This window comes from Pseudomonas sp. GM55, assembly GCF_000282395.1.
In the GTDB taxonomy this organism is placed as follows: Bacteria; Pseudomonadota; Gammaproteobacteria; order Pseudomonadales; family Pseudomonadaceae; genus Aquipseudomonas; species Aquipseudomonas fluorescens_CC.
Genome location: NZ_AKJJ01000083.1, coordinates 60,885 through 83,966, shown reverse-complemented (window position 1 = coordinate 83,966; position 23,082 = coordinate 60,885). Strand labels below are relative to the sequence as shown.

25 protein-coding genes are annotated in these 23,082 nt (G+C 61.0%); 16 read left to right on the top strand and 9 right to left on the bottom strand.

Features of this window, described 5'->3' with window-relative positions; genetic code table 11:
* Positions 1-229: 229 nt before the first annotated feature.
* Together rhtA and PMI31_RS21155 are read left to right on the top strand one after the other, a co-directional pair.
* Entirely contained in the window at positions 230-1,117 is an 888-nt protein-coding gene (gene rhtA / locus PMI31_RS21160) for a threonine/homoserine exporter RhtA (RefSeq protein ID WP_008020439.1), read from the top strand.
* A gap of 169 nt (positions 1,118-1,286) precedes the next feature.
* Positions 1,287-1,568, top strand: a complete 282-nt coding sequence (locus tag PMI31_RS21155) for a hypothetical protein (protein WP_007990112.1) — start codon at positions 1,287-1,289, stop codon at positions 1,566-1,568.
* 14 nt (positions 1,569-1,582) lie between these two features.
* Here PMI31_RS21155 and PMI31_RS21150 read toward each other — a convergent pair whose 3' ends face one another.
* On the bottom strand, positions 1,583-2,143 hold the full coding sequence (locus PMI31_RS21150; RefSeq protein WP_008020437.1) for a TetR/AcrR family transcriptional regulator: 561 nt from the start codon (positions 2,141-2,143) through the stop codon (positions 1,583-1,585).
* A gap of 94 nt (positions 2,144-2,237) precedes the next feature.
* On the opposite strand from PMI31_RS21150, the gene PMI31_RS21145 reads away from it, so the two are divergent.
* Together PMI31_RS21145 and PMI31_RS21140 are read left to right on the top strand one after the other, a co-directional pair.
* Positions 2,238-2,966 carry an SDR family oxidoreductase gene (locus PMI31_RS21145; RefSeq protein WP_008020435.1) on the top strand — a complete coding sequence of 243 codons (729 nt, stop codon included), beginning with the start codon at positions 2,238-2,240 and terminating at the stop codon, positions 2,964-2,966.
* 36 nt (positions 2,967-3,002) lie between these two features.
* The gene (locus PMI31_RS21140; RefSeq protein ID WP_008020432.1) at positions 3,003-3,593 is read left to right on the top strand and encodes a 2-hydroxychromene-2-carboxylate isomerase; all 591 of its coding nucleotides are present in this window, start codon (positions 3,003-3,005) and stop codon (positions 3,591-3,593) included.
* Between the two features lie 90 nt (positions 3,594-3,683).
* Here PMI31_RS21140 and PMI31_RS21135 read toward each other — a convergent pair whose 3' ends face one another.
* From PMI31_RS21135 to PMI31_RS21120, 4 genes are all read right to left on the bottom strand, one after another.
* On the bottom strand, positions 3,684-5,492 hold the full coding sequence (locus tag PMI31_RS21135) for an aminopeptidase P family protein (protein ID WP_008020430.1): 1,809 nt from the start codon (positions 5,490-5,492) through the stop codon (positions 3,684-3,686).
* 65 nt (positions 5,493-5,557) lie between these two features.
* Entirely contained in the window at positions 5,558-6,715 is a 1,158-nt protein-coding gene (locus tag PMI31_RS21130; RefSeq protein WP_008020428.1) for a cysteine desulfurase family protein, read from the bottom strand.
* A 206-nt stretch (positions 6,716-6,921) separates the two neighbouring features.
* Positions 6,922-7,536, bottom strand: a complete 615-nt coding sequence (locus PMI31_RS21125) for a LysE family translocator (protein WP_008020426.1) — start codon at positions 7,534-7,536, stop codon at positions 6,922-6,924.
* Between the two features lie 101 nt (positions 7,537-7,637).
* Positions 7,638-7,907 (bottom strand): hypothetical protein, encoded by a 270-nt coding sequence (locus tag PMI31_RS21120; protein WP_008020425.1) that lies wholly within the window; start codon positions 7,905-7,907, stop codon positions 7,638-7,640.
* A 326-nt stretch (positions 7,908-8,233) separates the two neighbouring features.
* On the opposite strand from PMI31_RS21120, the gene PMI31_RS21115 reads away from it, so the two are divergent.
* The 9 genes from PMI31_RS21115 to PMI31_RS21075 all read left to right on the top strand — a co-directional run bounded on the left by PMI31_RS21115 (position 8,234) and on the right by PMI31_RS21075 (position 15,368).
* Positions 8,234-8,692, top strand: coding sequence for a VOC family protein (locus PMI31_RS21115; RefSeq protein ID WP_008020423.1), 459 nt, complete (start codon positions 8,234-8,236; stop codon positions 8,690-8,692).
* Between the two features lie 427 nt (positions 8,693-9,119).
* On the top strand, positions 9,120-10,322 hold the full coding sequence (locus tag PMI31_RS21110) for a PepSY-associated TM helix domain-containing protein (RefSeq protein ID WP_008020421.1): 1,203 nt from the start codon (positions 9,120-9,122) through the stop codon (positions 10,320-10,322).
* Positions 10,319-10,861 carry a hypothetical protein gene (locus PMI31_RS21105; RefSeq protein ID WP_008020418.1) on the top strand — a complete coding sequence of 181 codons (543 nt, stop codon included), beginning with the start codon at positions 10,319-10,321 and terminating at the stop codon, positions 10,859-10,861. The genes PMI31_RS21110 and PMI31_RS21105 overlap by 4 nt, the downstream gene beginning before the upstream one ends.
* Positions 10,858-11,187 carry a hypothetical protein gene (locus PMI31_RS21100; protein WP_008020417.1) on the top strand — a complete coding sequence of 110 codons (330 nt, stop codon included), beginning with the start codon at positions 10,858-10,860 and terminating at the stop codon, positions 11,185-11,187. Before PMI31_RS21105 ends, PMI31_RS21100 begins: the two co-directional genes overlap by 4 nt.
* Positions 11,184-11,759 (top strand): DUF6162 family protein, encoded by a 576-nt coding sequence (locus PMI31_RS21095; RefSeq protein WP_008020414.1) that lies wholly within the window; start codon positions 11,184-11,186, stop codon positions 11,757-11,759. The genes PMI31_RS21100 and PMI31_RS21095 overlap by 4 nt, the downstream gene beginning before the upstream one ends.
* Before the next feature lie 35 nt (positions 11,760-11,794).
* Positions 11,795-12,721, top strand: a complete 927-nt coding sequence (locus PMI31_RS21090; protein WP_008020411.1) for a metal ABC transporter substrate-binding protein — start codon at positions 11,795-11,797, stop codon at positions 12,719-12,721.
* Positions 12,718-13,566: a metal ABC transporter ATP-binding protein gene (locus PMI31_RS21085; protein WP_008020409.1), complete on the top strand. Its 849-nt coding sequence runs from the start codon at positions 12,718-12,720 to the stop codon at positions 13,564-13,566. The genes PMI31_RS21090 and PMI31_RS21085 overlap by 4 nt, the downstream gene beginning before the upstream one ends.
* Positions 13,566-14,465, top strand: coding sequence for a metal ABC transporter permease (locus PMI31_RS21080; RefSeq protein ID WP_008020407.1), 900 nt, complete (start codon positions 13,566-13,568; stop codon positions 14,463-14,465). The genes PMI31_RS21085 and PMI31_RS21080 overlap by 1 nt, the downstream gene beginning before the upstream one ends.
* Entirely contained in the window at positions 14,466-15,368 is a 903-nt protein-coding gene (locus PMI31_RS21075) for a metal ABC transporter substrate-binding protein (RefSeq protein ID WP_008020405.1), read from the top strand.
* A 200-nt stretch (positions 15,369-15,568) separates the two neighbouring features.
* Here PMI31_RS21075 and PMI31_RS21070 read toward each other — a convergent pair whose 3' ends face one another.
* The 4 genes from PMI31_RS21070 to PMI31_RS21055 form a co-directional block, all read right to left on the bottom strand.
* Positions 15,569-15,796, bottom strand: a complete 228-nt coding sequence (locus PMI31_RS21070; RefSeq protein ID WP_008020403.1) for an MbtH family protein — start codon at positions 15,794-15,796, stop codon at positions 15,569-15,571.
* Between the two features lie 81 nt (positions 15,797-15,877).
* A complete protein-coding gene (locus PMI31_RS21065) occupies positions 15,878-17,272 on the bottom strand; it encodes an aspartate aminotransferase family protein (RefSeq protein ID WP_008020401.1) in 1,395 nt (464 codons plus the stop codon).
* 198 nt (positions 17,273-17,470) lie between these two features.
* Complete coding sequence (locus PMI31_RS21060) at positions 17,471-18,796, bottom strand: ATP-binding protein (RefSeq protein WP_008020399.1); 1,326 nt, start codon at positions 18,794-18,796, stop codon at positions 17,471-17,473.
* Positions 18,793-19,473 (bottom strand): response regulator, encoded by a 681-nt coding sequence (locus tag PMI31_RS21055; protein ID WP_008020398.1) that lies wholly within the window; start codon positions 19,471-19,473, stop codon positions 18,793-18,795. The genes PMI31_RS21060 and PMI31_RS21055 overlap by 4 nt, the downstream gene beginning before the upstream one ends.
* A gap of 154 nt (positions 19,474-19,627) precedes the next feature.
* On the opposite strand from PMI31_RS21055, the gene dsbD reads away from it, so the two are divergent.
* From dsbD to dsbG, 3 genes are read left to right on the top strand one after another with little or no spacing between them, the layout of a single operon-like run.
* The gene (gene dsbD / locus PMI31_RS21050) at positions 19,628-21,364 is read left to right on the top strand and encodes a protein-disulfide reductase DsbD (protein WP_008020396.1); all 1,737 of its coding nucleotides are present in this window, start codon (positions 19,628-19,630) and stop codon (positions 21,362-21,364) included.
* Complete coding sequence (locus PMI31_RS21045) at positions 21,364-22,218, top strand: TlpA disulfide reductase family protein (protein WP_008020394.1); 855 nt, start codon at positions 21,364-21,366, stop codon at positions 22,216-22,218. The genes dsbD and PMI31_RS21045 overlap by 1 nt, the downstream gene beginning before the upstream one ends.
* Complete coding sequence (dsbG, locus tag PMI31_RS21040; RefSeq protein ID WP_008020393.1) at positions 22,194-22,961, top strand: thiol:disulfide interchange protein DsbG; 768 nt, start codon at positions 22,194-22,196, stop codon at positions 22,959-22,961. Before PMI31_RS21045 ends, dsbG begins: the two co-directional genes overlap by 25 nt.
* The last annotated feature ends 121 nt before the right edge of the window (positions 22,962-23,082 follow it).

Sequence of the window (23,082 nt, the reverse complement as noted above, 5' to 3'; positions counted from 1 at the left end):
CCGAAACCTGCATAACTCATTGTTCTACAAGGAGTTTTCCGTTTCGACTGCGCCGGAAGTGGGGCGAATTATAGGCCTCCAGAATCTGCCGTCAAGCACTGATTCCGGTTTTCTACCGATATGCGCAAAAACACTGCTTATATATAGACGCGCCTGCGGGGAGTGCGCAATATATTGCCCAACAGCTAGAGAAATACCCCTATTTCCTCTTTTCGGACGATGCCACGCAATGAATGATCAGCCTCGCAGCCTCGCCTCAACTCTGTTCTCGGTTGGGCTGCTGCTCATAGCCATGGCGTCGATCCAGTCCGGAGCTTCCCTGGCCAAAAGCATGTTCTCGGTTGTTGGCCCTCAAGGGACGACAACATTACGACTGATTTTTGCCAGCGTGATCATGATGCTGATACTGCGTCCATGGCGGGCAAAGCTCACCGCAAGATCCCTGCGCACTGTCATCGTCTATGGAATGGCGCTGGGCGGCATGAACTTCCTCTTCTATATGTCATTGCAAACCGTCCCGCTGGGCATTGCGGTGGCACTTGAATTCACCGGCCCATTGGCCGTGGCGATCTACGCCTCGCGTCGCGCGATCGACTTTTTGTGGATCGCTCTGGCTGCCGTCGGCTTGCTGTTACTGATACCGACAGGAGAAGCGACCGCAGGCATCGATCTGGTAGGCGCCGGTTATGCCTTGGGTGCCGGGATCTGCTGGGCACTGTACATTCTGTTCGGGCAAAAAGCGGGGGCCGATAATGGTGTGCAAACCGCCGCACTGGGGGTCATGATCGCGGCGCTCTTCGTAGCCCCTATCGGTATTGTCCATGCTGGCTCCGCGTTGCTGACCCCTTCATTGATCCCTGTGGCCCTTGGCGTCGCCGTCTTGTCAACAGCCCTCCCCTACACCCTGGAGATGGTCGCTCTGACCCGCATGCCTGCCAGAACCTTCGGCACACTGATGAGCATTGAGCCCGCCTTCGGCGCGTTATCGGGCTTGCTGTTCCTTCACGAATACCTCTCGCTGTCGCAGTGGATGGCAATCCTGTGCATCATTCTGGCATCCGTCGGTGCGACCATGACCATGAGCACTGCCGCCAGACCGGCAGTAGCGGCAGATTGAAAGCAGATATGACACGGCTCTGGTATTTGCCGCTCAATTAGGCCATGTTTAGCCCCGCCCCCCTGGGTCATACCATGGACAACTTCAGATAGGGATATCGATAGGCGTCAATCGAAAGCGAATGCAGCCAGACCCGGGCACAAGATCCGGGGACGCTATAAGGACAGTAATGAAACGAATTTTGATACTGATCGCCGTACTTGCAATTGCGGGCTGCGCAGCGACATCAAAAACACAGATCAAGCACGGCAAGAAAGGGTTACACATCAACTGTTCCGGACTGTCTTCGTCCTGGGACAAGTGCTACGCCAGCGCCGCCAACTCCTGCGCGCCCAAGGGATACAAGGTCATTGCCAAGTCGGGAGATGCCGTGGAAGAGCCCGGCGATTATCCGTTTGGCCTCAATCCTGCGGGTTATACCAGCCGCAGCATGATTGTCATCTGCAAATAGACAGGGCCGTCGCGTCAGGTTCTCGGACTTGCGATCTGACGGCCAATTTCCTCATAGCTGGACTTCAGCACAGTGCGCTGGATATCCGGGCTAGCCAGCATGCGCGCTACGACCAGTGCGCCAATACATTGCGACAGAATCGCCCACGCCAGGCTGTCGCTTTGCAGAACACCCGCCCAACTTTCCTGGAGCCGACAAATCCAGTGCTCTGCCTGTTGGCGGACAGTCACGTCGGAACGGGCAATTTCCGCCCCCAATGCCGGTAATGCACAACCGGTTTCCGGATTCTCGACGTGCGACATGCTCAGGTACAGTTTCAAGCAGCGCTCAAGCTTGTCACGGTCCTGCCCTTCCCCCAGTCGCGCCAGACTTTGCCCCAGCTCACGTTCGACAATGGTTGCGAACAACTCGTCTTTCGACGAGAAGTGGCTGTAAAAGGCGCCGCCACTCAAGCCAATCGCTTTCATCAGGCCGTCCACGCCCACCGTTGAGAATCCGGACTTCTTGGCCGATACAGCACTGCTTTCCAGCAGCCGTTGCCTGGTTTCCAGCTTGTGACTGGCCGAATAACGCATTGCCCTTCTCCCTAGATCGCTCACCTTGACGCCTGTCGAATCGTAGCATAACGTTCGTTCAGTTAACGATCGTTTACCAATAGGGGATCCACCCATGAATAACAAGAAGGTCGTACTGGTCGTCGGTGCAGGTGATGCCACGGGCGGCGCCATTGCCAAGCGTTTTGCCCAGGAGGGTTTTGTCGCCTGCGTCACTCGCCGCAGTGCGGACAAACTCCAGCCACTGGTGGATGCCATCAAGGCTGATGGCGGCGAGGCCCACGGTTTTGCCTGCGATGCACGCAAGGAGGAAGACGTGATCGACCTGGTCGAACAGATCGAAAACCAGGTCGGCCCCATCGAAGCATTTGTCTTCAACATCGGCGCCAACGTGCCGTGCAGCATTCTCGAAGAAACCGCCCGCAAGTATTTCAAGATCTGGGAAATGGCCTGTTTTTCCGGTTTCCTCAACGCCCGTGAAGTCGCCAAGCGCATGGCCAGGCGCCAGCGGGGCACGATCCTGTTCACCGGAGCCACCGCAGGCATGCGTGGCGCTGCCGGATTCGCCGCATTTGCGGGAGCCAAGCACGGCATTCGTGCACTGGCGCAAAGCATGGCCCGTGAGCTAGGGCCAATGAATATTCACGTTGCCCATATCGTCGTCGACGGCGCCATCGATACCGACTTCATTCGTGAAAGTTTCCCCGAAAAATACGCCACCAAGGATCAGGATGGCATCCTCAATCCCGAGCATATCGCCGAAAATTACTGGTACCTGCACAGCCAGCCACGCGATGCCTGGACCTTCGAGCTGGATCTTCGCCCCTGGAGCGAACGCTGGTAACTTCTGCGACACAACAATAAGACGAGAGCCTTGAACATGAGCAAAACCGTGGAGTTCTACTTCGACCTCGGCAGCCCCGCCACCTATCTGGCCTACACCCAGCTACCGAAGATCTGCGCACAGACCGACACCCGGTTGATCTACATTCCGCTGTTGCTGGGCGGAGTGTTCAAAGCCACTGGCAACGCCTCTCCGGTGACGGTACCGGCCAAGGGCCGTTACATGTTTCAGGATCTGGACCGATACGCCAAGCGCTATGGCGTGCCTCTGAAATTCAATCCTCACTTCCCGATCAACACCTTGATGCTCATGCGTGCTGTAACAGGCATGCAGTTGCGCCACCCTGAGCGCTTTGCCGCCTTCATCGATTGCCTGTTCAAGGCCATTTGGGTCGACGGTCGCAGCCTGGATGAACCGGCAACCGTCGCAGCAGTGCTCAGCGAAAACGGCTTCGACCCACAAGAGGTCCTGGCCCTGACCGCCGATGAAGAAGTCAAAGCCCTGCTCAAGGACAACACCGAAAAAGCCGTAAAGCGAGGCGTATTCGGAGCCCCAAGCATGTTTGTCGACAACCAGCTGTACTTCGGCCAGGATCGACTGGATTTCGTGCTCGAAGCCTTGAGTTGAATCTCGACCGCAAACCGCCCCTTTGTCGACCATACAGCTCAGGCGCTGGAAAAGCGCCTGAGCTGTATCGAAACAAATAGCAGCACCCGATCAAACAGCGGCGGTGCGGGTATTCAGCCACTCGAGTGCGGCACCCTCGACCAACGGGCTCAAGCGTTCGCGCACTTCGGCGTGGTAAGCGTTGAACCACTGCTTCTCCTCCTCGGACAACAGCGATACCTCCAGGCAACGCGTGTCGATCGGGCACAGGGTCAATGTTTCGAACTTCAGGAACTCGCCGAATTCGCTTTTGCCCGCCTCACGGTTCATCGCCAGGTTTTCAATGCGCACACCCCAACGACCCGGACGATAGGTGCCCGGCTCAATGGAGGTGATCATGCCGGGTTGCATCGCGGTTTGCGGTGCAGGTGCGGCTTGATAGGCGATGACTTGCGGACCTTCGTGGACGTTCAGGAAGTAACCGACGCCATGACCGGTGCCGTGACCGTAGTCGACACTTTCCGCCCAGATGGGCGCACGGGCGATAGCATCGAGCAGTGGCGACAGGATGCCTTTGGGGAACTGCGCGCGGGACAAGGCAATCACGCCCTTGAGCACGCGAGTGCAATCGCGTTTTTGCTCATCGGTCGGGGTGCCCACCGCAACCATCCGCGTGATGTCGGTGGTGCCGCCCAGGTACTGGCCGCCGGAGTCGATCAACAGCAGACCGTCCCCTTCGATTACCGCATGTTCTTCTTCGGTAGCGTGGTAGTGCGGCATCGCGCCATTGGCGTTGAACGCGGCGATGGTGTTGAAACTCAGCGACACATAATCCGGACGGCGCTCACGAGCGGCGGTGAGTTTTTCGTCGATGGTCAGTTCGGTGATGCGCTCGCGGCCCAGCGCCGAGTCCAGCCAGGCGAAGAATTCGCACAGCGCTGCACCGTCCTGTTCCATGGCCTGACGGATGTGCTCGGCATCGGCCAGGCTTTTTTGCGATTTGGCCAGGGTCGTCGGGTTCAGGCCTTCGATCAGTTTCACCCCGCTGTCGAGATTGTCCAGCAACCCCGCCGTGACCCGCGCAGGGTCGACTTGCAAGCTCGCGCCGCTCGGCACGGCGCGCAGTGCGGCAGCGACTTCGCTGTAATCGCGCAAGGTCACCCCGTCCTGTTCGAGGATTGCACGCAACTCGGCGCTGACTTTGCTCAAGGCGACAAACAGCGTGGCCTGTTGCTGATTGATCAAGGCGAAAGAAACAAACACCGGGTTGAACGACACGTCGCCGCCACGCAGGTTGAACAGCCAGGCGATGTCATCGAGGGTGGCGATAAAATGCCAGTCGGCACCCCGCGCCTGAAGGGTTTCACGCAGTTTGGCGAGTTTTTCGCCACGGCCGACGGTCGCCTGTGGTGGCAAGTGCTGATAGATCGGTTCGTCCGGCAGGCTTGGACGGTCGCTCCAGACTCCGCTCAACAGGTCGATGTCGGTGCGCAGACGGGCACCACGCTCCTCAAGTTTACCGCCCAGGGTCCGTGCCGAAGCCACGGCCATGACCGCGCCATCGACCGCGACCACGCCACCTTCGGGGGTTTGCTCGGCCAGCCATTCCAATGGCCCGGGCTGACCCGGTTGCAGCTTGACCAGATCAATACCGCTGCCCTTGAGTTCCTTGGTCGCCTGTTCCCAATAACGGCTGTCGGCCCAGACGCCGGCAAAATCCGGGGTCACGATCAAGGTGCCGACCGAACCATGGAAACCCGACAACCACTGACGCCCCTGCCAGTAACCCGGCAGGTATTCGGACAGGTGCGGGTCGGCCGACGGCACCAGCAAGGCGTGAATGCCCTCCCGGCTCATCAGTTCACGGGTTTGCGCCAGGCGCTGGGGCACAGATCCATTGATCGAAAGCTGCGTATTCATCGTGTCTCCTGCTAACCACTTCATCATTATTGTTGAGTGCCGATCAACGTCGGCGCTTCGTCGCCCTATTGCCAGAATGCCGGAGCACTGGCGCAGGCTGCCTTGATCAGTTGAACCGCCTGGTCGATATCCTGCTCGGTGGTGAAACGCCCGAGGCTCAAGCGGATGGTGCGACTGGCCGAGCGGGCGTCATGCCCCAGGGCCAGCAGCACATGGGATGGGGTATTGCTCGCGGAATTGCAGGCCGAGGTCGCGGAAAACGCGATCGAGGCCTGCAACGCTACCGGGTTGAACTCGCCTTCACTGAAGGTCAGGCTCAGGGTATGGGGGATGCGTTGGGTCGGGCTGCCGTTGAGCCGCACGCCGGGAATACTGTGCAATTGCTCGAGCAAGCGCTCACGCAAACGCACGATGATGGCTTTCTCTTCATCGAAGGACGCTGCCGCCAGAGCGAATGCCGAACCCATGGCCACAATCTGATGGGTCGCCAGGGTGCCGGAACGCAACCCGCCCTCATGCCCGCCGCCATGGATCTGCGCCTGCAATCGTTGGTGTGCACGCGGACCGACGTACAACGCACCGATGCCTTTGGGGCCATAGAGCTTGTGCGCGGAAAACGACATCAGGTCCACCGGCCACTGCGCGAGGTCGATCGCCACTTTGCCCGCGCCCTGTGCGGCGTCGACATGGAACAACGCTCCGCGGTCACGCACCACCTGGCCGATGGCGGGAATATCGTTGAGCGTACCCAGTTCGTTGTTGACCAGCATCAGCGACACCAGAAAGGTGTCCTCGCGCATGGCTTCGCTGACCGCTTGCGCGGTGATCAGGCCATCGGCGTCCGGCACCAGATACGTCACGGCCACACCGGCATCCTGCAGTTGTCTGGCGGTATCGAGAATGGCCTTGTGTTCGATCTGGCTGGTGATGATATGGCCGCCGCCAGCGCCACGGGCCTGAGTCACGCCCTTGAGCGCGAGGTTGTTGGATTCGGTAGCACCTGAAGTCCAGACGATCTGCTCGGGCGTCGCGCCGATCAGTTCGGCGACCTGGCGTCGCGCCAGTTCGACCGATTGCCGGGCCTGTTGGCCGAAGGCGTGGGAGCTTGAAGCAGGGTTGCCGAAATTGCCGGAAAAACCCAGACACTCGACCATCACCTTGATGACCCGCTCATCCACCGGCGTGGTGGCGGCGTAATCGAAATACAACGGACGTTTATTCATAAAAGACTCGCAGAGCGTGTTCCGGGATCAGGAAGCTCGTGACTGTAAACGGCAAAGCGCAGCCTTGTGAGCTGCGCGCTGTTTTCAGAACGTTACCAATACCTGATCGGATGCCGTTAAAGAAGGACTACTTCATTTAATAGTGCGTAGGAACGCTCCTGAAAAGTCAGCTTAACAGGCATCGGGCAACCGGTTGAAGCAATGCGTCAGCTAAAGCTTTCGAGCATCAGCGGATACAGCGAACCCACGAGCAGCGCGGCCATGCCCCAATTGAACAGGCGCAGCCAGCGGCGATCCTTCAGAACGTTGCGCAACAGCGTGCCGCAAGCGGCCCAGACACCGACGCTCGGCAGGTTGATGATGGCAAAAACGGCCGCAATCACGATCACATTGGTGAAGTAACCCTGCATCGGCGTGTAGGTGCTGATGGCACCAATGGCCATGATCCAGGCCTTGGGATTGACCCACTGGAATGCGGCGGCGCCCAGATAACTGATCGGTTTCGCCTCGCCCTGCTGGCTCTCCGACATCGGCCCGGAATGGGCGATTTTCCACGCCAGGTACAGCAAATACGCCGCCCCCACATAGCGCAGCACGGTGTAGAGCAAAGGGTAAGTCTGGAACACCGCGCCCAGGCCGAAACCGACCGCCACCACCAGTACGAAGAAGCCACAAGTGATGCCGAGCATGTGCGGAATCGTGCGGTTGAAGCCGAAGTTCACCCCGGATGCCAGCAACATGGTGTTGTTCGGGCCAGGTGTGATCGAGGTGACGAGGGCGAACAGGGCGAAGCCCAGCAACAGGTCGAGTGAGAGCGTCATGGGGGGTAGTCCGTCAGGGTCGGTCAGGTGTTGACCCTATCGCACACCTTGGGCGAAACCCATGGACAGTTACGCGAAACTTGGACCAGTACAGTTTCGCCTCAGCTTGGACGACCGTGAAGCTGTACAGATCGCCCGGCGTTCATTTCACCCTGGTTGTCGAAGCCGAACGACTTTTTCGGCTGGCCGAGCAGTTCGGCTTTTTTCGCGTGGTACTCGTCGAAGGACAACCCGCGGCGGTTCAGCGCTTCCAGCGCCAATTCCCTGGTTTCTTCAGCCGTGTAAGGGCGAAGCTCCGGGGAAACATGACTGGCACATCCGGCGAGTACGGAGACGGCGAGCATCAGCAAAGTGGCGATCATCGGTTTCATTTCTGGCGTCCTGGCGACTGGGTTCGAGGCAATGAACACAGGCTACCCGCGCCTCCCGGGCAGCAGAAATCAACGCTTTCAATAGTGGCTATCAGGAAATGGCGATCATTGTCCTGATCAGTACTGGCCCACCAGACTGCAACGCAGGCGATGTGCTGGGAGAACGCGGGCCGGGAGCGCACTGGTTGGAGCCGGCCTGATGGCACTTATGTGACATTGCTGCTCGTCGGGCGCTCGGTGAGGTGAAAGCGGCTGGCCTATATTTATTCGGCCATGTAATGGCACAAGCACTTTCCATTCAGACAACAAGAACAGGGAGATCCATCATGAGCGTCAAACCCATTCCAGAGGGGTATCACAGCATCACCCCCTATCTGGGCATCAACAAGGCCGCCGAAGCCATCGCCTTCTACAAGAAAGCCTTCGGCGCCATTGAAGTCATGCGCCTGAACATGCCCGATGGCGGTGTCGGTCACGCCGAACTGCGCATCGGCGATTGTCCGATCATGCTGGGCACACCGTGCGATCAAGGGCCACTGAGCAATCCGGATAATTCGCCGTCCGTGGGTTTGCATTTGTACGTGACAGATGTCGACAAGTCCTACAAACAGGCCATCGATGCCGGCGCGACCGTGGTATCGGAGGTCAAGGATCAATTCTACGGCGACCGCTCAGGCACCTTGAAGGATCCCTATGGGCACCTGTGGTTCCTGGCCACGCGCAAGGAAGACCTGACCCAGGAACAGATCGAGCAACGGGCGAAGGAGATGTTTGCTCAGGGTTGAAATCTTCAGGTTTGAGCGGGCCTCTTCGCGAGCAGGCTCGCTCCCACATTGGGTCCCCGATCTTACGCGGGACTTGTGGCCACTGAAGGCCCCTGTGGGAGCGGGCTTGCCCGCGATGAGGCCGGCGCATCCAATAGCGATGTCGACTGACACTGCGCCTTCGCGAGCAAGCCCGCTCCCACCGTTTGATCTCCAGTGAATGTAAACCCTGCGCAGGTTGCCCTGCCTCTCTGCCTCTCTGCCTCTCTGCCTCTCTGCCTCTCGCGAAACATTTTCTTTCATTTCCCCTTTCGGGATTTCCCCTGCTCATCCGTCCTACCTAGATGCAGTCCTTTCGCGTAGGCAAAAGCCACGACTGGACCTTCAGGGCGCTCATCCCTGCGAAGCCCGCAGCCGAGCTGCCTCTCATCCAGGCAAGACCTCCAACATGTCAAAGAAGTCCCGTTCAAAAATCTGGTTCCTGGTCCATAGCTGGCTGGCGCTGCCAATCTGGTTTTTCGTGCTGATCGTCTGCGTGACCGGCACCCTGGCGGTGCTCAGCCAGGAAATCGTCTGGCTGGCCAATCCGCCAATGCGTGCCAGCCAGCCCTCGGACGATGCACCACTGCTCAGCTATCAGCAGGTCATCGAAGCCATCAACCGGGTTGAACCGCAGACCGTGGTGCAGAGCATCAGCCGCCCCGACGAGTCGCACTTCGCCCTGGATGTCGAAGTCAGCTACCCCGACGGGCGCTCGGTGGTGATTTATGTCAATCCGTACAGCGGTTTAATCCAGGGAGTCGCGCCGGAATTCAACTTCCGCGCCTTCACCCGGGCGCTGCACGGCTGGTGGCTGGTGCCTTTTACCAATGGCTATAGCTGGGGCTGGTACCTGGTGTCGTTTCTCGGTCTGCCGCTGCTGGCGTCGCTGGTCACCGGGCTGGTGGTCTACAAACGTTTCTGGAAAGGCTTTTTCCGCCCGACCCTGCGCGTTCGCCACGGTGCGCGGATTTTCTGGGGCGACTTTCATCGCTTGAGCGGTATCTGGTCGATCTGGTTCATCGCGGTGATTTCCGTCACCGGCACCTGGTTCCTGATCCAGGCATTGCTGTCCGATAATCAGATTTCCATTTCCACGGAAAAGATCATCCCGGCCATGTCCCGCGAAGCGGTGCCGCTGTCGCCCGATGGCTCGCCCCCGCCGCGCATCGACCTTGATCGCGCGATTGAAATCGCCACGCAGAAAATCTCCGGGCTGGAGGCCAGTTTCGTTAGCCTGCCAGGCAATGCCTACAGCCATCTGGATGTCGGGGGACGAGGTTGGTATCCGCTGATGTTCCAGACCGCTACCCTCAATCCGTACAACGGCGAAGTCGCCGCCTCGCGCCTGATTTCTGACCGCTCGACCCTGGAGTTCGTCACCGAGTCCATGCGCCCCCTGCACACCGGCGACTTCGGTGGCTTGTGGATCAAGTTGATCTGGGCGTTCTTCGGCTTGCTGCTGAGCATGATGGTGCTCAGCGGTTTGCTGATCTGGACCAAGCGCACGGCACTGGCCACGGCCAATGCCTTCAAGCGCAGCAACAGGAAGCACCGCGGCACCACGGCGCAACCGGCCACCCGCAACGAAACGTCGGAGGCCGACCTGTGAGCAAAGTCACTGCGATCGCACAACCCTCGCGCCTGACCCTGTTCTGGCACAAATGGCGCTTTCACCTGAACGTCCTGTTGCTGCTGATTCCACTCGGTTTCATGCCCAAGTATTTCGCCGACGAGGCGCTGATGCGTGGCGACAGTGGTCTTGGCGAACGGGAAGTCGGTGAAGTTCAGGTCGGCCCATGGAGCCTGCGCCTGGCGGAGTTGCGCAACGCCGCGCCCATGCTCGATGGCCCGGCCGGCTACATGAAGGGCTTCAACGCAGCGCTGTGCGATGCCTGTATCGGGCGGGTCAAGGCCACGTACCTGCGCATTGGCAAGCCCCGCAGCCTGCGCGCAGCCGGGGTGATTTTCTTCGGCGCGCCGTACCGCATGGGCGCGTCATTGCCCGTCCCGGAAAAGACCACGGCCGACGCCGAACTGTGGATCACCATGGAAGGCTGGGACGGCGCCATGCATCAGGCGTCCATTCCTTTGAGCCAGGCCTCCCCCGCCACCATCGCCTGGCTGAACAAACAAGGAGGCAAACCATGATCACCCCTTTTCGCTCACTCAACGCCCTGTTGCTGGGGCTCTGCGCCGGCTTCAGCGCCAGCGCCCTGGCCCACAACCCGATGTGTGAATGCAAGGCCATCGACGCCGAACAGATCAAGTGCACCGGCGGTTTTTCCGACGGCAGCGGCGCGCCGGGAGTGACCCTCGATGTGATCGGCTACGACGAAACCATTCTGGTGCCGGGCAAGCTTGGCGCCGACTCGACCCTGACTTTCAAGAAGCCCGGTGCCGAGTTCTATGTGCTGTTCGATGCCGGCCCCGGCCACGTCGTGGAAATTGACCAAGCGGATATCGAGGCGCCATGAGCACTCCAACGACCCAATTCGTGCGCCCGGCCGGGGCCGGTCACGAAACCCTCTACGTTCTGCTGCTGTGCCTGATTATTTTGGCCATAGCCGGCTCGGTCGTGTTCTGGCGTGGTGAAACCCATGCGGTGAACAGCGTCGGCAGCCATCAACTGGATGCGCGCCGTGACCTCAGTGCTTCCGAGCAAGGCATCTACGCCGATTTGCGGGTGACGCTGGACGAGATCCATTTGCTGCGCCAGGAACAGCAAACGCTGCCGACTCCCGAGGCCCTCGCTGAGGAAGGTTTTGCCCCGTTTGCCCAGGATGCCAGCGCCGTCAGCCGGGGCAACCATGTCTGGAAAATACTGGATAACAGGGCTTACTTCGGCCAGAGCCGGGCGCCGACAGTCGCCGGTTCTTTTCTGCTGCGCCTGAGCGCAACCGACGATGGCGCACCGGACATCTGGCTCAACCGCGACAACAGGCTCACGGCTCCGGCCGACTTCAGCGACACCGCGCTCGAAAGCGCCGGCTGGCAGCAGGTCGTCGCGCAATTCGATGCCGGCGTGACCCGCCAGCACCGGCACTGAACCCTCGCCTTCACCCGAGAGAAGACTGCTTTCCCATGCCAATTTCAATTCAACGCTCTTTCCTGCGCCTGCTGCTGACGGGCCTGCTGGCTTGCCTGCTGCCATCACTGGCCAGTGCCGATGAGGCCAAGCGCCTGCGCATCGGCATCACCCTGCACCCTTATTACAGCTATGTGGCGAACATCGTCGGCGACAAGGCTGACGTTGTGCCGCTGATTCCGGCCGGTTTCAACCCGCATGCCTACGAACCCCGCGCCGAAGACATCAAGCGCATCAGCGGGCTGGACGTAATCGTGCTCAACGGCGTCGGCCATGATGATTTCGCCGACCGCATGATCGCCGCCAGCGAAACCCCGAACGTCCCGGTGATCGAAGCCAACGAAAACGTGCCGCTGCTGGCCGCCACCGGCATTGCCGCACGCGGTGCCGGCAAAGTGGTGAATCCCCACACCTTCCTGTCGATCAGCGCCTCGATTGCCCAGGTCAACAACATCGCCCGCGAGCTGGGCAAGCTCGACCCGGCCAACGCCAAATCCTATACCGAGAACGCCCGCGTCTACGGCAAGCGCCTGCGCAAGATGCGCGCCAACGCCCTGGCCAAACTGACCCAGGCGCCGAACGCCGAACTGCGGGTGGCCACGGTGCACGCGGCCTACGACTACCTGCTGCGTGAGTTCGGCCTGGAAGTGACAGCCGTGGTCGAACCGGCCCACGGCATCGAGCCGAGCCCGAGCCAGCTGAAAAAAACCATCGATCAACTGCGTGAACTGGATGTGAAGGTGATCTTCTCGGAGATGGACTTTCCCTCCACTTACGTCGACACCATCCAGCGCGAATCCGGCGTGAAGTTGTATCCGCTGTCGCATATTTCCTACGGCGAATACGCTGCCGACAAGTACGAAAAAGAAATGACCGGCAACCTCGACACCGTGGTGCGGGCGATTCAGGAGTCGGGCGCATGACATCGAAAGAAACGTTCATCATCCAGAACGCCGAACACTCTGTAGGAGCGAGCTTGCTCGCGAAGGCGCCCAGTCAGTCAACATCATCGTCAAATGACACACCGCTTTCGCGAGCAAGCTCGCTCCTACAGGTTCCCGGCCCGACGCTGGACTTTGCAGAGGTCAGCCTGACGCTCGGGCGCACGACGATCCTCGACAATGTGACGTTTCAAGTCCGCCCCGGCAGCGTGCACGCACTGGTCGGCCCCAACGGCGGCGGCAAGAGTTCGCTGATCAAGACCCTGCTCGGGCAAATGCCCCACCAGGGCCGCTTGAGCCTGCAATGGCCGCTTGAGCCCGGCACCATCGGTTATGTACCACAGGCGCTGGAGTTCGACCGGGGCTTGCCGATGACCGTTGACGACTTCATGGCCGCCATGTGCCAGCGCCGCCCGGCGTTTCTCGGTTTGAGCAAGCATTACGCGGCGGCGATTGGCGAGGCCCTTGAACGGGTGGGCATGCAGGACAAGCGCAAGCGCCGCATGGGCGCGCTGTCCGGCGGCGAACGGCAACGGGTGTTGCTGGCCCAGGGGCTGATTCCGCCGCCGCAATTGCTGGTGCTCGATGAGCCGATGTCCGCCCTCGATGAGGCCGGCATTCAGGTGTTCGAGCGCTTGCTTGGCGACTGGCGAGCGGCGGGCATCACCGTGCTGTGGATCGAGCACGATCTGGAAGCGGTCGGGCGCCTGGCCGATCACGTCACTGGGCTCAATCGCCGGGTGCTGTTCGACGCCACGCCACAACAAGCGCTGACACCAGAGCGTCTGTTGACGCTGTTCTCGACCCATCCCCGGAGCCTTGCCTGATGAGTTACGAAGCTTTTCGCCTGATGGTCCAGGGCTGGGCGTCGTCGGGTTATCTGCCCGAAGCGCTAGCCTATGGGTTCGTGGTCAACGCATTGATCGCCGGACTGCTGATCGGCCCGGTGCTGGGAGGTCTGGGCACACTGGTGGTGGTCAAGCGCTTCGCGTTTTTCTCCGAAGCCGTCGGCCATGCCGCCCTGACCGGCGTGGCCATCGGCATCCTGCTCGGCGAACCCTACACCGGGCCCTACGGCAGTCTGTTCGGCTACTGCCTGCTGTTCGGCATCCTGCTCAACTACCTGCGCAACCGCACCGGCCTGGCGCCGGATACCTTGATCGGCGTGTTTCTCTCGGTGTCGCTGGCCCTGGGCGCGAGCCTGCTGTTGATTCTGGCAGGCAAGATCAACGTGCACATCCTGGAAAACGTGCTGTTCGGCTCGGTACTGACGGTCAACGGTAACGACCTGCTGGTGCTGACCATCGTCGGATCGTTGGTAATGGCCCTGGCATTGCCTTTGTACAACCGCATCATGCTCGCCAGTTTCAATCCGCAACTGGCAGCGGTGCGCGGGGTGGCGGTGAAGGTCCTGGATTATCTGTTCGTGATTCTGGTGACGCTGATCACCGTCGCCGCCGTGAAGGTCATCGGTGCGATTCTGGTCGGTGCCCTGCTGGTGATTCCGGCGGCAGCGGCACGCTTGCTCAGTCAATCGCTGAAGGGATTTTTCTGGTGTTCGGTGCTGATCGCCACCGTCAGCACGCTGTGCGGGATTCTCGCGCCGATAGTCTTCGACCTGCCAATTCCGTCCGGCGCCGCGATCATCCTCGTGGCCGGTATTGCCTTCGCTCTGGCCGCCCTTGCGCGCGGCGTCGTCCCCAGCCTGAAAGGAAACCTTGGATAAATGATTTTTTCACTGCGCCAACTGACCCTCGCCGTTGCCCTGTGTGGCCTGGCAACAACGGCCATCGCCGCCGACAACGGTAAACCACTGCGGGTGCTGGCCTCCTTGCCGATTACCTATGGGCTGGGTGAAGTCTTGCTCAAAGGCACCGATGTCAGCCTCGAACGCGCAGCCCCGGCCAACCTGCCCGGCAGCCGCCAGACCGCCTACTTCACCAGGCGTGGCGCCCCAGCGCTGGCCAAGCTGGCGAACGATGCCGACGCGGTGATCGACCTGCGCTCACTGTGGCCGGATGACCCCCTGTACCCGATCTCCCGGCGCAGCAATATCCGTATTGTCGAAGTCGATGCCGCCCGCCCGGTGGATGGCGCCCTGCCCGGCATTGCCGTGCAGCCCGACAACAAGGTCGACGGGCTGAACAGTCAGCCGTGGCTCTCCAGCAATAACATGGGGCGCATGGCCGATGTGATGGCCGCGGACCTGGTACGCCTGACCCCCGGGGCCAAGCCGAAAATCGACGCCAACCTGGCAGCACTCAAGCAGCGTTTGCTCAAGCTCAGCGCCGACAGCGAAGCGCGGCTGGCCAATGCAGACAACCTCAGTGTGATGAGCCTCAGCGATCACTTCAGCTACCTGACCGGCAGTCTCAATCTGGAATTGATCGGCCAGGACGCACGCCCCGATGCCGAGTGGACACCTGAAGCGCTCAAGCAATTGGGCACAACGCTCAAGGACAATGGCGTGGCGGTGGTGCTGCATCACCGGCAGCCGTCGGATGCGCTGAAAGCGGTGATTACCGGGTCGGGTAGCCGGTTGGTGGTGTTGAGCACCGATGCCGAGGACCCGGTGGCGGAGCTGGAGGGGAATGTGGATCTGCTCATCAAGGGGCTGAACGGCGCGTAATCCTGTAGGAGCTGGCTTGCCAGCGATGAACTCATAGGCACCGCGTTCATCCATTAAGTACTCGTCATCGTTAACGTCCATCGCTGGCAAGCCAGCTCCTACAGGTTCTGCGTCGCACAAAACTTTCTGTGCACAAACTCCAGACCTGAAAAAGCCCGCTGACTGTCACCAGTCCAGCGGGCTTCTTTTTTCATGACGGATCAGTGCGCCACTGCCGCCTGCTCGTCCATCTTCTGTCGCAGGCTCAACGGGCGCATGTCGGTCCAGGTTTCTTCGATGTAGGCCAGGCACTCCTTCTTCAGCCCGCTTTTGCCCACGGTGCGCCAGCCTGGTGGCACGGCTTTGTAGTCAGGCCAGATCGAGTATTGCTCTTCGTGGTTGACCACGACCTGAAAGAGGATGTCCTCGCGGTCGAATACTGACGTCATGGTGTCTCTCCATCGTTTTCGGGCGGGCTGTGCTGTGTGCGCAGCCGTTATGTAGAAGGAACGATCCGCTGGGCGGAAAATTTAAAGACTGGCGGCGGCCAGGGCCCGGCCGAAAATCCCGGCCACGCGATCGATTTCCGCAGCGGTGATCACCAGTGGCGGCAGGAAGCGCACCACCGCGCCATGGCGGCCGCCGAGCTCCAGGATCAAGCCACGCTTGAGGCATTCGCGCTGCACCAGTGGTGCCAGGCGGGCGAAGGTCGGCGGATGACCTTGGGCATCCAGCGCACCCGTCGGGTCGACCAGTTCGACACCGAGCATCAAGCCACGCCCACGAACATCACCCAGTTGCGGGAAGTCCCGTTGCAGGATGCGCAGGTGCTCGGCCAGGCGCTCGCCCATCGCGGCGGCATGCTCGCAGACTTTGTTTTCGACCAGATAACGCATCACCGCAGAACCGGCGGCCATGGCCATCTGATTGCCACGGAACGTCCCCGCATGGGCGCCCGGCAGCCAGGTGTCGAGCCAGTCGCGGTAGACCACCACCGCCAGCGGCAGGCTGCCGCCGATGGCCTTGGACATCACCACGACATCGGGAATGATCCCGGCATGCTCGAAGGCGAACATCTTGCCGGTGCGGGCGAAACCGCTCTGGATTTCATCGACGATCAGCGCGACACCCGCCTGTTCGGTGATCCGCCGCACCCCACGCAACCAGTCCAGATCCGCCGGGATCACCCCGCCCTCGCCCTGCACCACTTCCACGATCACCGCCGCTGGCAATTGCACGCCGGCCTCGGGATCGTTGAGCAGGTTTTCCAGGTAACTCAGGTTGGCTTTGACTCCTGCAGCACCGCCGAGCCCGAACGGGCAGCGGTAATCGTAAGGGTATGGCATGAACTGCACGCCGCTGCCGAGCAAGGCGCCCAGGGGCTTTTTCGGCCCCAGGCTGCCCATCAGGCTCAACGCGCCCTGACTCATGCCGTGATAGCCACCCTGGAACGAGATCACGGTGCTACGACCGGTGGCGGTACGCACCAGTTTCAGTGCGGCCTCCACGGCGTCGGTGCCCGTGGGACCACAGAACTGGATCTTCGCTTCAGCGGCCAGGGCTGGCGGCAGCAGACTGAACAGATCCTGGACGAACCGGTCCTTGACCGGTGTGGTCAGGTCCAGGGTGTGCAATGGCAGTTCATCGGTCAGCACTTGTTGAATGGCTTCGATCACCACCGGGTGGTTGTGCCCCAGGGCCAGGGTCCCGGCACCAGCCAGGCAGTCTATGAACGTGCGGCCTTCGACGTCTTCGACGTAAATGCCCCTGGCGCGCTTGAGTGCCAGGGGAATGCGTCGCGGATAGCTGCGGGCATTGGATTCCTGCCGGTTCTGACGAGCCAGTAGCGGCGACTCATTGAATTGATAAAGCGTCTCGGCGGACGTCGCCGGCTGATCTTGGATAAGGCTGGTAGCGACTGACATCTCTCGACCCCTCAAAAAGGTTTTCCTGTTCTGGAAACGCATCAGCGCTTGAGGGATTTAGGCGGTAATACGCAAACCTTTGCAGGAGCGAACTCTGCTCGCGATGGACTCAAGAACACCGCGTGCATTCAGAAAGCACGCGTTATCGTTATCGACCATCGCGAGCGAGCTCGCTCCTACAGTGGTATGTGGTGTTTGTCAGGTGGATTGCAGTGGCATCGTCAGCTCAACCCGCAAGCCGTCCGGCCGGCTATCGAAATGCAAGGTGCAGCCGCAACGCTGGACGATGGCCTGGACAATCGCCAGGCCCAGACCACAACCTGTGCTCTGTCCGTTGCGCCAGAAGCGCTGCGTCAGGTGCTGCAAATCCTCTTCGGCAATCCCCGGCCCATGGTCGCGCACCACGAACTGCACGCGATTGCCGGTGGTTTCCAGGCTCAACTCCACCGCTTTGTCGGCGGGGGTATGACGCAGCGCGTTGTCAAGCAAGTTGCGCAGCGCAGCAATCGACAGCACGGCGGGCATTTGTACAGGCGCAGCGGAGACCTTGCCCGGCACCTGAAACCTGATGCGTTGACGATCGCCGCTCGCCGCGTCCTGGATCGCCAGTTTCGCCACTTGTTCGGCGTTGCATTGCACACCGTCGTCAAACGACAGACTGCCCTCGACGCGCGCCAGCAACAGCAATTGCTCCAGGGTCCGGTGCATGCGGTCCGCCCCCTCTTCGGCCCGGGCCAGGGACTGATCCCGAGCGTTGCCGTCGGTCATCCGCGCCACTTGCAGGTGGGTCTTGATCGCAGTCAGCGGGCTGCGCAGTTCGTGGGCCGCGTCCCCGGTCAGGCGACGTTCGCGCTCGATGGTCTTGCCGATGCGCTGGAGCAACTGGTTCTGGGTGTCCAGCAAGGGTTGCAGCTCGCTGGGCAATGGCTGGATCTGCAAGGGTTCGAGGGAGTCGGCGCTACGGCGCATCAAGGCGTCGCGCATGCGGTTGAGCGGCGCCAGCCCCTGGCCGATGCCCAACCATAGCAGGCACAGGCACCCGAGCAAGGCCACGCCGACCGGTACTGAAGCGGCCAGCAGGATCGACATGCTCAAGGCTTCACGCTCGATCTGCCGGTCGGCGGTGGTGATACGCAGATCGCCCCGGGCCAATGTGAAACTGCGCCACGGCGCACCGTCGATCATCTGATCGTGAAAACCCAGTTTTTCGGCCTCCAGGGCCTGTTGCGGATCGGTGTGACTGCGGGCCAGGATTTCACCGCGCAGCGAGCTGACCTGGCACGCCATACCACCCGGAATCTTCAGTTGTTCGGCGCTGAAGTGGGTGCCCTCGCCCTTGCCCGGCACAGGCGGCAGTTGCTCCATCAGGCCGACGACCATGCGTGCCGACGCCACCAGGCGCTGGTCGAGGGAAAACATCATCTGATTGCGCAAATCGCTGAGCATCCAGGCCGCGGCCAGGGCCCAGATCAACGCAAACGCGGCGCCGAGCGTCAGGCTCAGGCGCAAACGCAGACTCATCACTTCGATTCTTCTCCGCCATCAGCCGGCCCCAGGCGATAGCCCAGGCCGCGCACGGTCTCGACAATGCCATTGCCGAGTTTGCGCCGCAGGTGATGGATATGGACGTTGAGGGCGTTGCTTTCCAGCTCGTCGTTAAAACCGTAGACGCTGTCCTTGAGCTGCTCGGTGGACAGCACCCGCCCACGGTTGTGCAACAAGGCTTGCAGCAGCGACTGCTCGCGGCGCGACAGGTCCACCGGCTGCCCAGCGAGCGTGGTTTCGCGGCTACTTGGGTCGTAGGTCAGGGCGCCGTGTTCGATCAGATTGACGCTGCGGCCCGCCACCCGCCGCAACAGCGTGTGCAAGCGTGCAGCCAGTTCACGCAGGTCGAACGGCTTGAGCAGGTAATCATCGGCCCCGGCTTGCAGGCCATCGACGCGGTCGGTGACCGAATCACGCGCGGTGAGAATCAAAACCGGCAACTCCAGGCCTTGATGGCGCAACTGTTGCAGCAGCTTGAGGCCATCTTCGTCCGGCAGGCCAAGGTCGAGCACCATGACGTCGAACTCCGCGACCTTGAGCATCGCCCGGGCGGCGGACGCCGTGGCGACGTGTTCCACGGTCAGGCCCTGGGCGGTCAGGCCGGCGACAATGCCGCTGGCGATCAGCTCATCGTCTTCGCAAACCAGTACGTGCATGGGGTGCCTCGTAGAAATGAAGCCAATTAAGCCGTTGACCGATTAAGCCGACATTATGCCGCAAGAACCACCGCCACAAGGCCTGGGCGGTTAATCATCGGTTAATCGCCACCCGCCACTGTGCACCTCAATAGCACAGGGCAAAGGCTTATCCATGCGTCGTCTGTTTCTACTTTTTACCCTTTTGATCGCGGGCCTGGCCCAGGCGGGAACCAATCCGTTCGACACCAAACCCGAGTTTCTCCCGGTTGATAAAGCGTTCACGTTTACTTCTGAACGCCTGGAATCCGGTGAAACCCAGCTCTATTGGCAGATCACCGACGGCTATTACCTGTACCAGAAACGATTGAAGTTCGACGGTTTGCCTGTCGCGCAGCATCCCGCGTTGCCGGAAGGTGAAGCCCACAGCGACGAGTTTTTCGGTGAACAGCAGGTCTACCGCCAGGGTCTTGAACTGAAGATCCCGGCCGGTGCCAGCGGTACGGTCAAGGTCAGTTACCAGGGTTGTGCCGATGCCGGATTGTGTTATCCGCCGCAGACGCAGGTCGTCGATCTGGGTGGCAAGGCGGCCACCGTTGCGGCAAACGAAGCACCGGACCAGGCATTGGCCAGCGACCTGCAACAACGGGCGCTGGGCTGGAGCCTTTTGGTGTTCTTCGGCCTCGGCCTGCTGCTGGCCTTCACGCCATGTTCGTTACCGATGCTGCCGATTCTGGCCGGGTTGATCGTCGGCAGCGGTGCCACGCCCAAACGGGGATTCGCCCTGGCCGGCAGTTACGTGGTCAGCATGGCGCTGGTGTATGCGGCGATGGGTGTCCTGGCCGCCTCCCTCGGGGCGAACCTGCAAGCCTGGCTGCAGAACCCCTGGCTGCTGGGCAGTTTCGCGGCAATTTTCGTGCTGCTGGCGCTGCCGATGTTCGGCTACTTCGAACTGCAACTGCCGGTGGCCCTGCGCGATCGTCTGGAAAATGTCTCGCGCAATCAGCGCGGCGGCAGTCTGATCGGCGCCGGGGTGCTGGGCGCCCTGTCCGGCCTGCTGGTCGGCCCGTGCATGACCGCACCGCTGGCTGGCGCCTTGCTCTACATCGCGCAAAGCGGTAACGCGTTGCATGGCGCATTGATTCTGTTCGCCATGGGTATCGGTATCGGCGTGCCGCTGCTGTTGCTGGTGACCGTCGGCAATCGCTTCATGCCCAAACCCGGTGCCTGGATGAACCTGGTCAAAGGCATTTTCGGCTTCCTGTTCCTTGCCACCGCGTTGCTGATGTTGCGCCCGGTGCTGGACGAATCACTGTGGGTTGGCCTGTGCGGTGCGCTGCTGATGATCGCGGCCTACAGCGCCTGGAAACAGTCGGTAGGTTTCGGCCGAATCGCGCACCTGTTTGGCGCCAGTTCGTTGCTGCTCGGTTTGTGGGGCAGCCTGCTGGTGATCGGGGCGGCCGGTGGCAGTGACGATCCGTTCAACCCGTTGCAGGTCTTCCGCGCCTCGAACCAGGCGGTGGCAGCCGTGCCTGTTGGCCACGATGCCTTCACCACCATCAAGGATCCGCAGGCACTGCAGCAGGAACTCGACGCCGCACAGGCTCGGGGCCAGTGGGTGCTGCTGGACTACTACGCCGACTGGTGCGTGTCGTGCAAGGTCATGGAAAAGCAGGTATTCGGCAAAGCCAACGTCCTGCAAGCCCTGAGCGACGTGCGCTTGCTCCGACTGGACGTGACCGCCGACAATGCCGCCAGCCGCGAACTGCTCGGCCGTTACAAAGTGCCAGGGCCACCGAGCCTGCTGTGGATTGGCGCTGACGGTGAAGAGCGTCGCAGCCAGCGCATCACCGGCGAGGTCGATGCCGCTACTTTCCTGCAACGCTGGACCAACACCCGAGACGCCCATTAATGCTGACCTTCACCCTCGGCACCTTTGCCATCGCGCTTAACCATCTGCTGCTGATCAGTGCGCTGGCGCTGGCCACGTTTATTGGCTGGCGGGTGGCCAAGCGTGGCGGCGACAACCCCGAGTCGGTGCTGTTCAGCCTGTTTCTAATGGGCATGCTGGCGGCGCGAATCGGTTTCGTGGCGGCCTATTGGGCGCACTATCACAACGATCCGTGGCAGATCATTGACCTGCGCGATGGCGGTTTCCTCGCCTGGCCGGGAGTGATTGTCGTTTTGCTTGCCACACTGTATCGCGGCTGGCGTCGCCCGGGTTTGCGCCGACCATTGGGCTTTGGTGTGGCCAGTGGCCTGGCGTTCTGGTTGTTGGCGACGTTCTCCCTGTCGATTTATGAACAAGGCACACGCCTGCCGGAAATCGCCCTGCGCAACGCCGCCGGTGAAACCGTGCAATTGACCGACTACAAGGGCGGCCCGTTGGTGATCAATCTCTGGGCCACCTGGTGCCCGCCGTGCCGTCGGGAAATGCCGGTGCTGGAAAACGCCCAGCAACACCGGCCGGACCTGACGTTCCTGTTCGTCAATCAGGCAGAAAGCATGCAAAGCGTCGCGACCTTCCTGGAAACCCAGGGCCTGAGCCTGTCCAACGTGCTGTTCGACGGCGGCGGGCGTCTGAGCCAGGCCGTCGGTTCCATGGCATTGCCGACTACGCTGTTCTACAGCCCCGAAGGTCGTCTGCTGGACAGCCATCTGGGCGAGTTGTCGGACGCCAGCCTGGCCCGCGCACTGGAAAACTTCGACACTGTACCCGCCACCTTTTCAAGGAAATTGCCATGCCCCGCCTCCGCCACCTGCTGACCCTGAGCCTCGGTGCTGCCCTGCTGCACCTGCCATCGGTGCAGGCCGAAGAATTGCCCGATGCGATCAAGAAGATCGAGGCCAAGGGCGCGAAAATCGTCGGCCAGTTCGACGCCCCCGACGGCTTGCGCGGTTATGCCGCGCAATACCAGAACCGCGGCATAGCGCTGTACCTGACCCCGGATGGCAAACACGTGTTGCTGGGCAACTTGTATGACGCCGAGGGCAATGACCTGAGCAGCGCGCCATTGCAGAAACTGGTGTACGCACCGATGGCCAAGGAAGTCTGGGCCAAGTTCGAAACAAGCAACTGGATCGGTGACGGCAAGAAGGATGCGCCGCGGGTGGTGTACCTGTTCAGTGACCCGAACTGCCCGTACTGCAACATGTTCTGGGAACAGGCCCGGCCGTGGGTCAAGGCCGGCAAGGTGCAGTTGCGCCACATCATGGTGGGCATCATCCGCGAAGACAGTCCGGGGAAATCCGCCGCACTGCTCGCGGCCAAAGACCCGGAAAAAGCCCTCCAGGACCACGAAGCCGCTGGCAAGGGCAGCTCGCTCAAGGCCCTGAAGGAAGTGCCGCTAGCGATTCAGGCAAAACTTGCGGCCAACATGCATTTGATGGAAGAGCTGGAGTTGCAGGCGACGCCGGCGATTTTCTACATGGACGACAAGGGGAATCTGCAACAGCAGCAGGGTGCGCCGTCGCCGGATAAGTTGGCGAAGATTCTCGGGCCGAAGTAAGTACTCCGCCGTCGGATTCACGGTGATGACACTGACGCCATCGCGGGCAAGCCCGCTCCCACAGGTGTCTATGGTGTTCACAAATTATGCGTTCACCACCTGCCATTGTGGGAGCGGGCTT

Excerpts from the sequence above, each read along its gene's own strand:
- PMI31_RS21055 (WP_008020398.1), bottom strand. The coding sequence starts at position 19,473 with ATGCACGTACTGGTTTGCGAAGACGATGAGCTGATCGCCAGCGGCATT.
- PMI31_RS21125 (WP_008020426.1), bottom strand. The coding sequence starts at position 7,536 with ATGACGCTCTCACTCGACCTGTTGCTGGGCTTCGCCCTGTTCGCCCTC.
- dsbG (WP_008020393.1), top strand. The coding sequence starts at position 22,194 with ATGCCCCGCCTCCGCCACCTGCTGACCCTGAGCCTCGGTGCTGCCCTG.
- PMI31_RS21065 (WP_008020401.1), bottom strand. The coding sequence starts at position 17,272 with ATGTCAGTCGCTACCAGCCTTATCCAAGATCAGCCGGCGACGTCCGCC.
- PMI31_RS21090 (WP_008020411.1), top strand. The coding sequence starts at position 11,795 with ATGCCAATTTCAATTCAACGCTCTTTCCTGCGCCTGCTGCTGACGGGC.
- PMI31_RS21085 (WP_008020409.1), top strand. The coding sequence starts at position 12,718 with ATGACATCGAAAGAAACGTTCATCATCCAGAACGCCGAACACTCTGTA.
- PMI31_RS21130 (WP_008020428.1), bottom strand. The coding sequence starts at position 6,715 with ATGAATAAACGTCCGTTGTATTTCGATTACGCCGCCACCACGCCGGTG.
- PMI31_RS21145 (WP_008020435.1), top strand. The coding sequence starts at position 2,238 with ATGAATAACAAGAAGGTCGTACTGGTCGTCGGTGCAGGTGATGCCACG.
- PMI31_RS21140 (WP_008020432.1), top strand. The coding sequence starts at position 3,003 with ATGAGCAAAACCGTGGAGTTCTACTTCGACCTCGGCAGCCCCGCCACC.
- rhtA (WP_008020439.1), top strand. The coding sequence starts at position 230 with ATGAATGATCAGCCTCGCAGCCTCGCCTCAACTCTGTTCTCGGTTGGG.
- PMI31_RS21135 (WP_008020430.1), bottom strand. The coding sequence starts at position 5,492 with ATGAATACGCAGCTTTCGATCAATGGATCTGTGCCCCAGCGCCTGGCG.
- PMI31_RS21110 (WP_008020421.1), top strand. The coding sequence starts at position 9,120 with ATGTCAAAGAAGTCCCGTTCAAAAATCTGGTTCCTGGTCCATAGCTGG.
- PMI31_RS21120 (WP_008020425.1), bottom strand. The coding sequence starts at position 7,907 with ATGAAACCGATGATCGCCACTTTGCTGATGCTCGCCGTCTCCGTACTC.
- PMI31_RS21070 (WP_008020403.1), bottom strand. The coding sequence starts at position 15,796 with ATGACGTCAGTATTCGACCGCGAGGACATCCTCTTTCAGGTCGTGGTC.
- PMI31_RS21080 (WP_008020407.1), top strand. The coding sequence starts at position 13,566 with ATGAGTTACGAAGCTTTTCGCCTGATGGTCCAGGGCTGGGCGTCGTCG.
- PMI31_RS21100 (WP_008020417.1), top strand. The coding sequence starts at position 10,858 with ATGATCACCCCTTTTCGCTCACTCAACGCCCTGTTGCTGGGGCTCTGC.
- PMI31_RS21075 (WP_008020405.1), top strand. The coding sequence starts at position 14,466 with ATGATTTTTTCACTGCGCCAACTGACCCTCGCCGTTGCCCTGTGTGGC.
- PMI31_RS21115 (WP_008020423.1), top strand. The coding sequence starts at position 8,234 with ATGAGCGTCAAACCCATTCCAGAGGGGTATCACAGCATCACCCCCTAT.
- dsbD (WP_008020396.1), top strand. The coding sequence starts at position 19,628 with ATGCGTCGTCTGTTTCTACTTTTTACCCTTTTGATCGCGGGCCTGGCC.
- PMI31_RS21045 (WP_008020394.1), top strand. The coding sequence starts at position 21,364 with ATGCTGACCTTCACCCTCGGCACCTTTGCCATCGCGCTTAACCATCTG.
- PMI31_RS21095 (WP_008020414.1), top strand. The coding sequence starts at position 11,184 with ATGAGCACTCCAACGACCCAATTCGTGCGCCCGGCCGGGGCCGGTCAC.
- PMI31_RS21150 (WP_008020437.1), bottom strand. The coding sequence starts at position 2,143 with ATGCGTTATTCGGCCAGTCACAAGCTGGAAACCAGGCAACGGCTGCTG.
- PMI31_RS21155 (WP_007990112.1), top strand. The coding sequence starts at position 1,287 with ATGAAACGAATTTTGATACTGATCGCCGTACTTGCAATTGCGGGCTGC.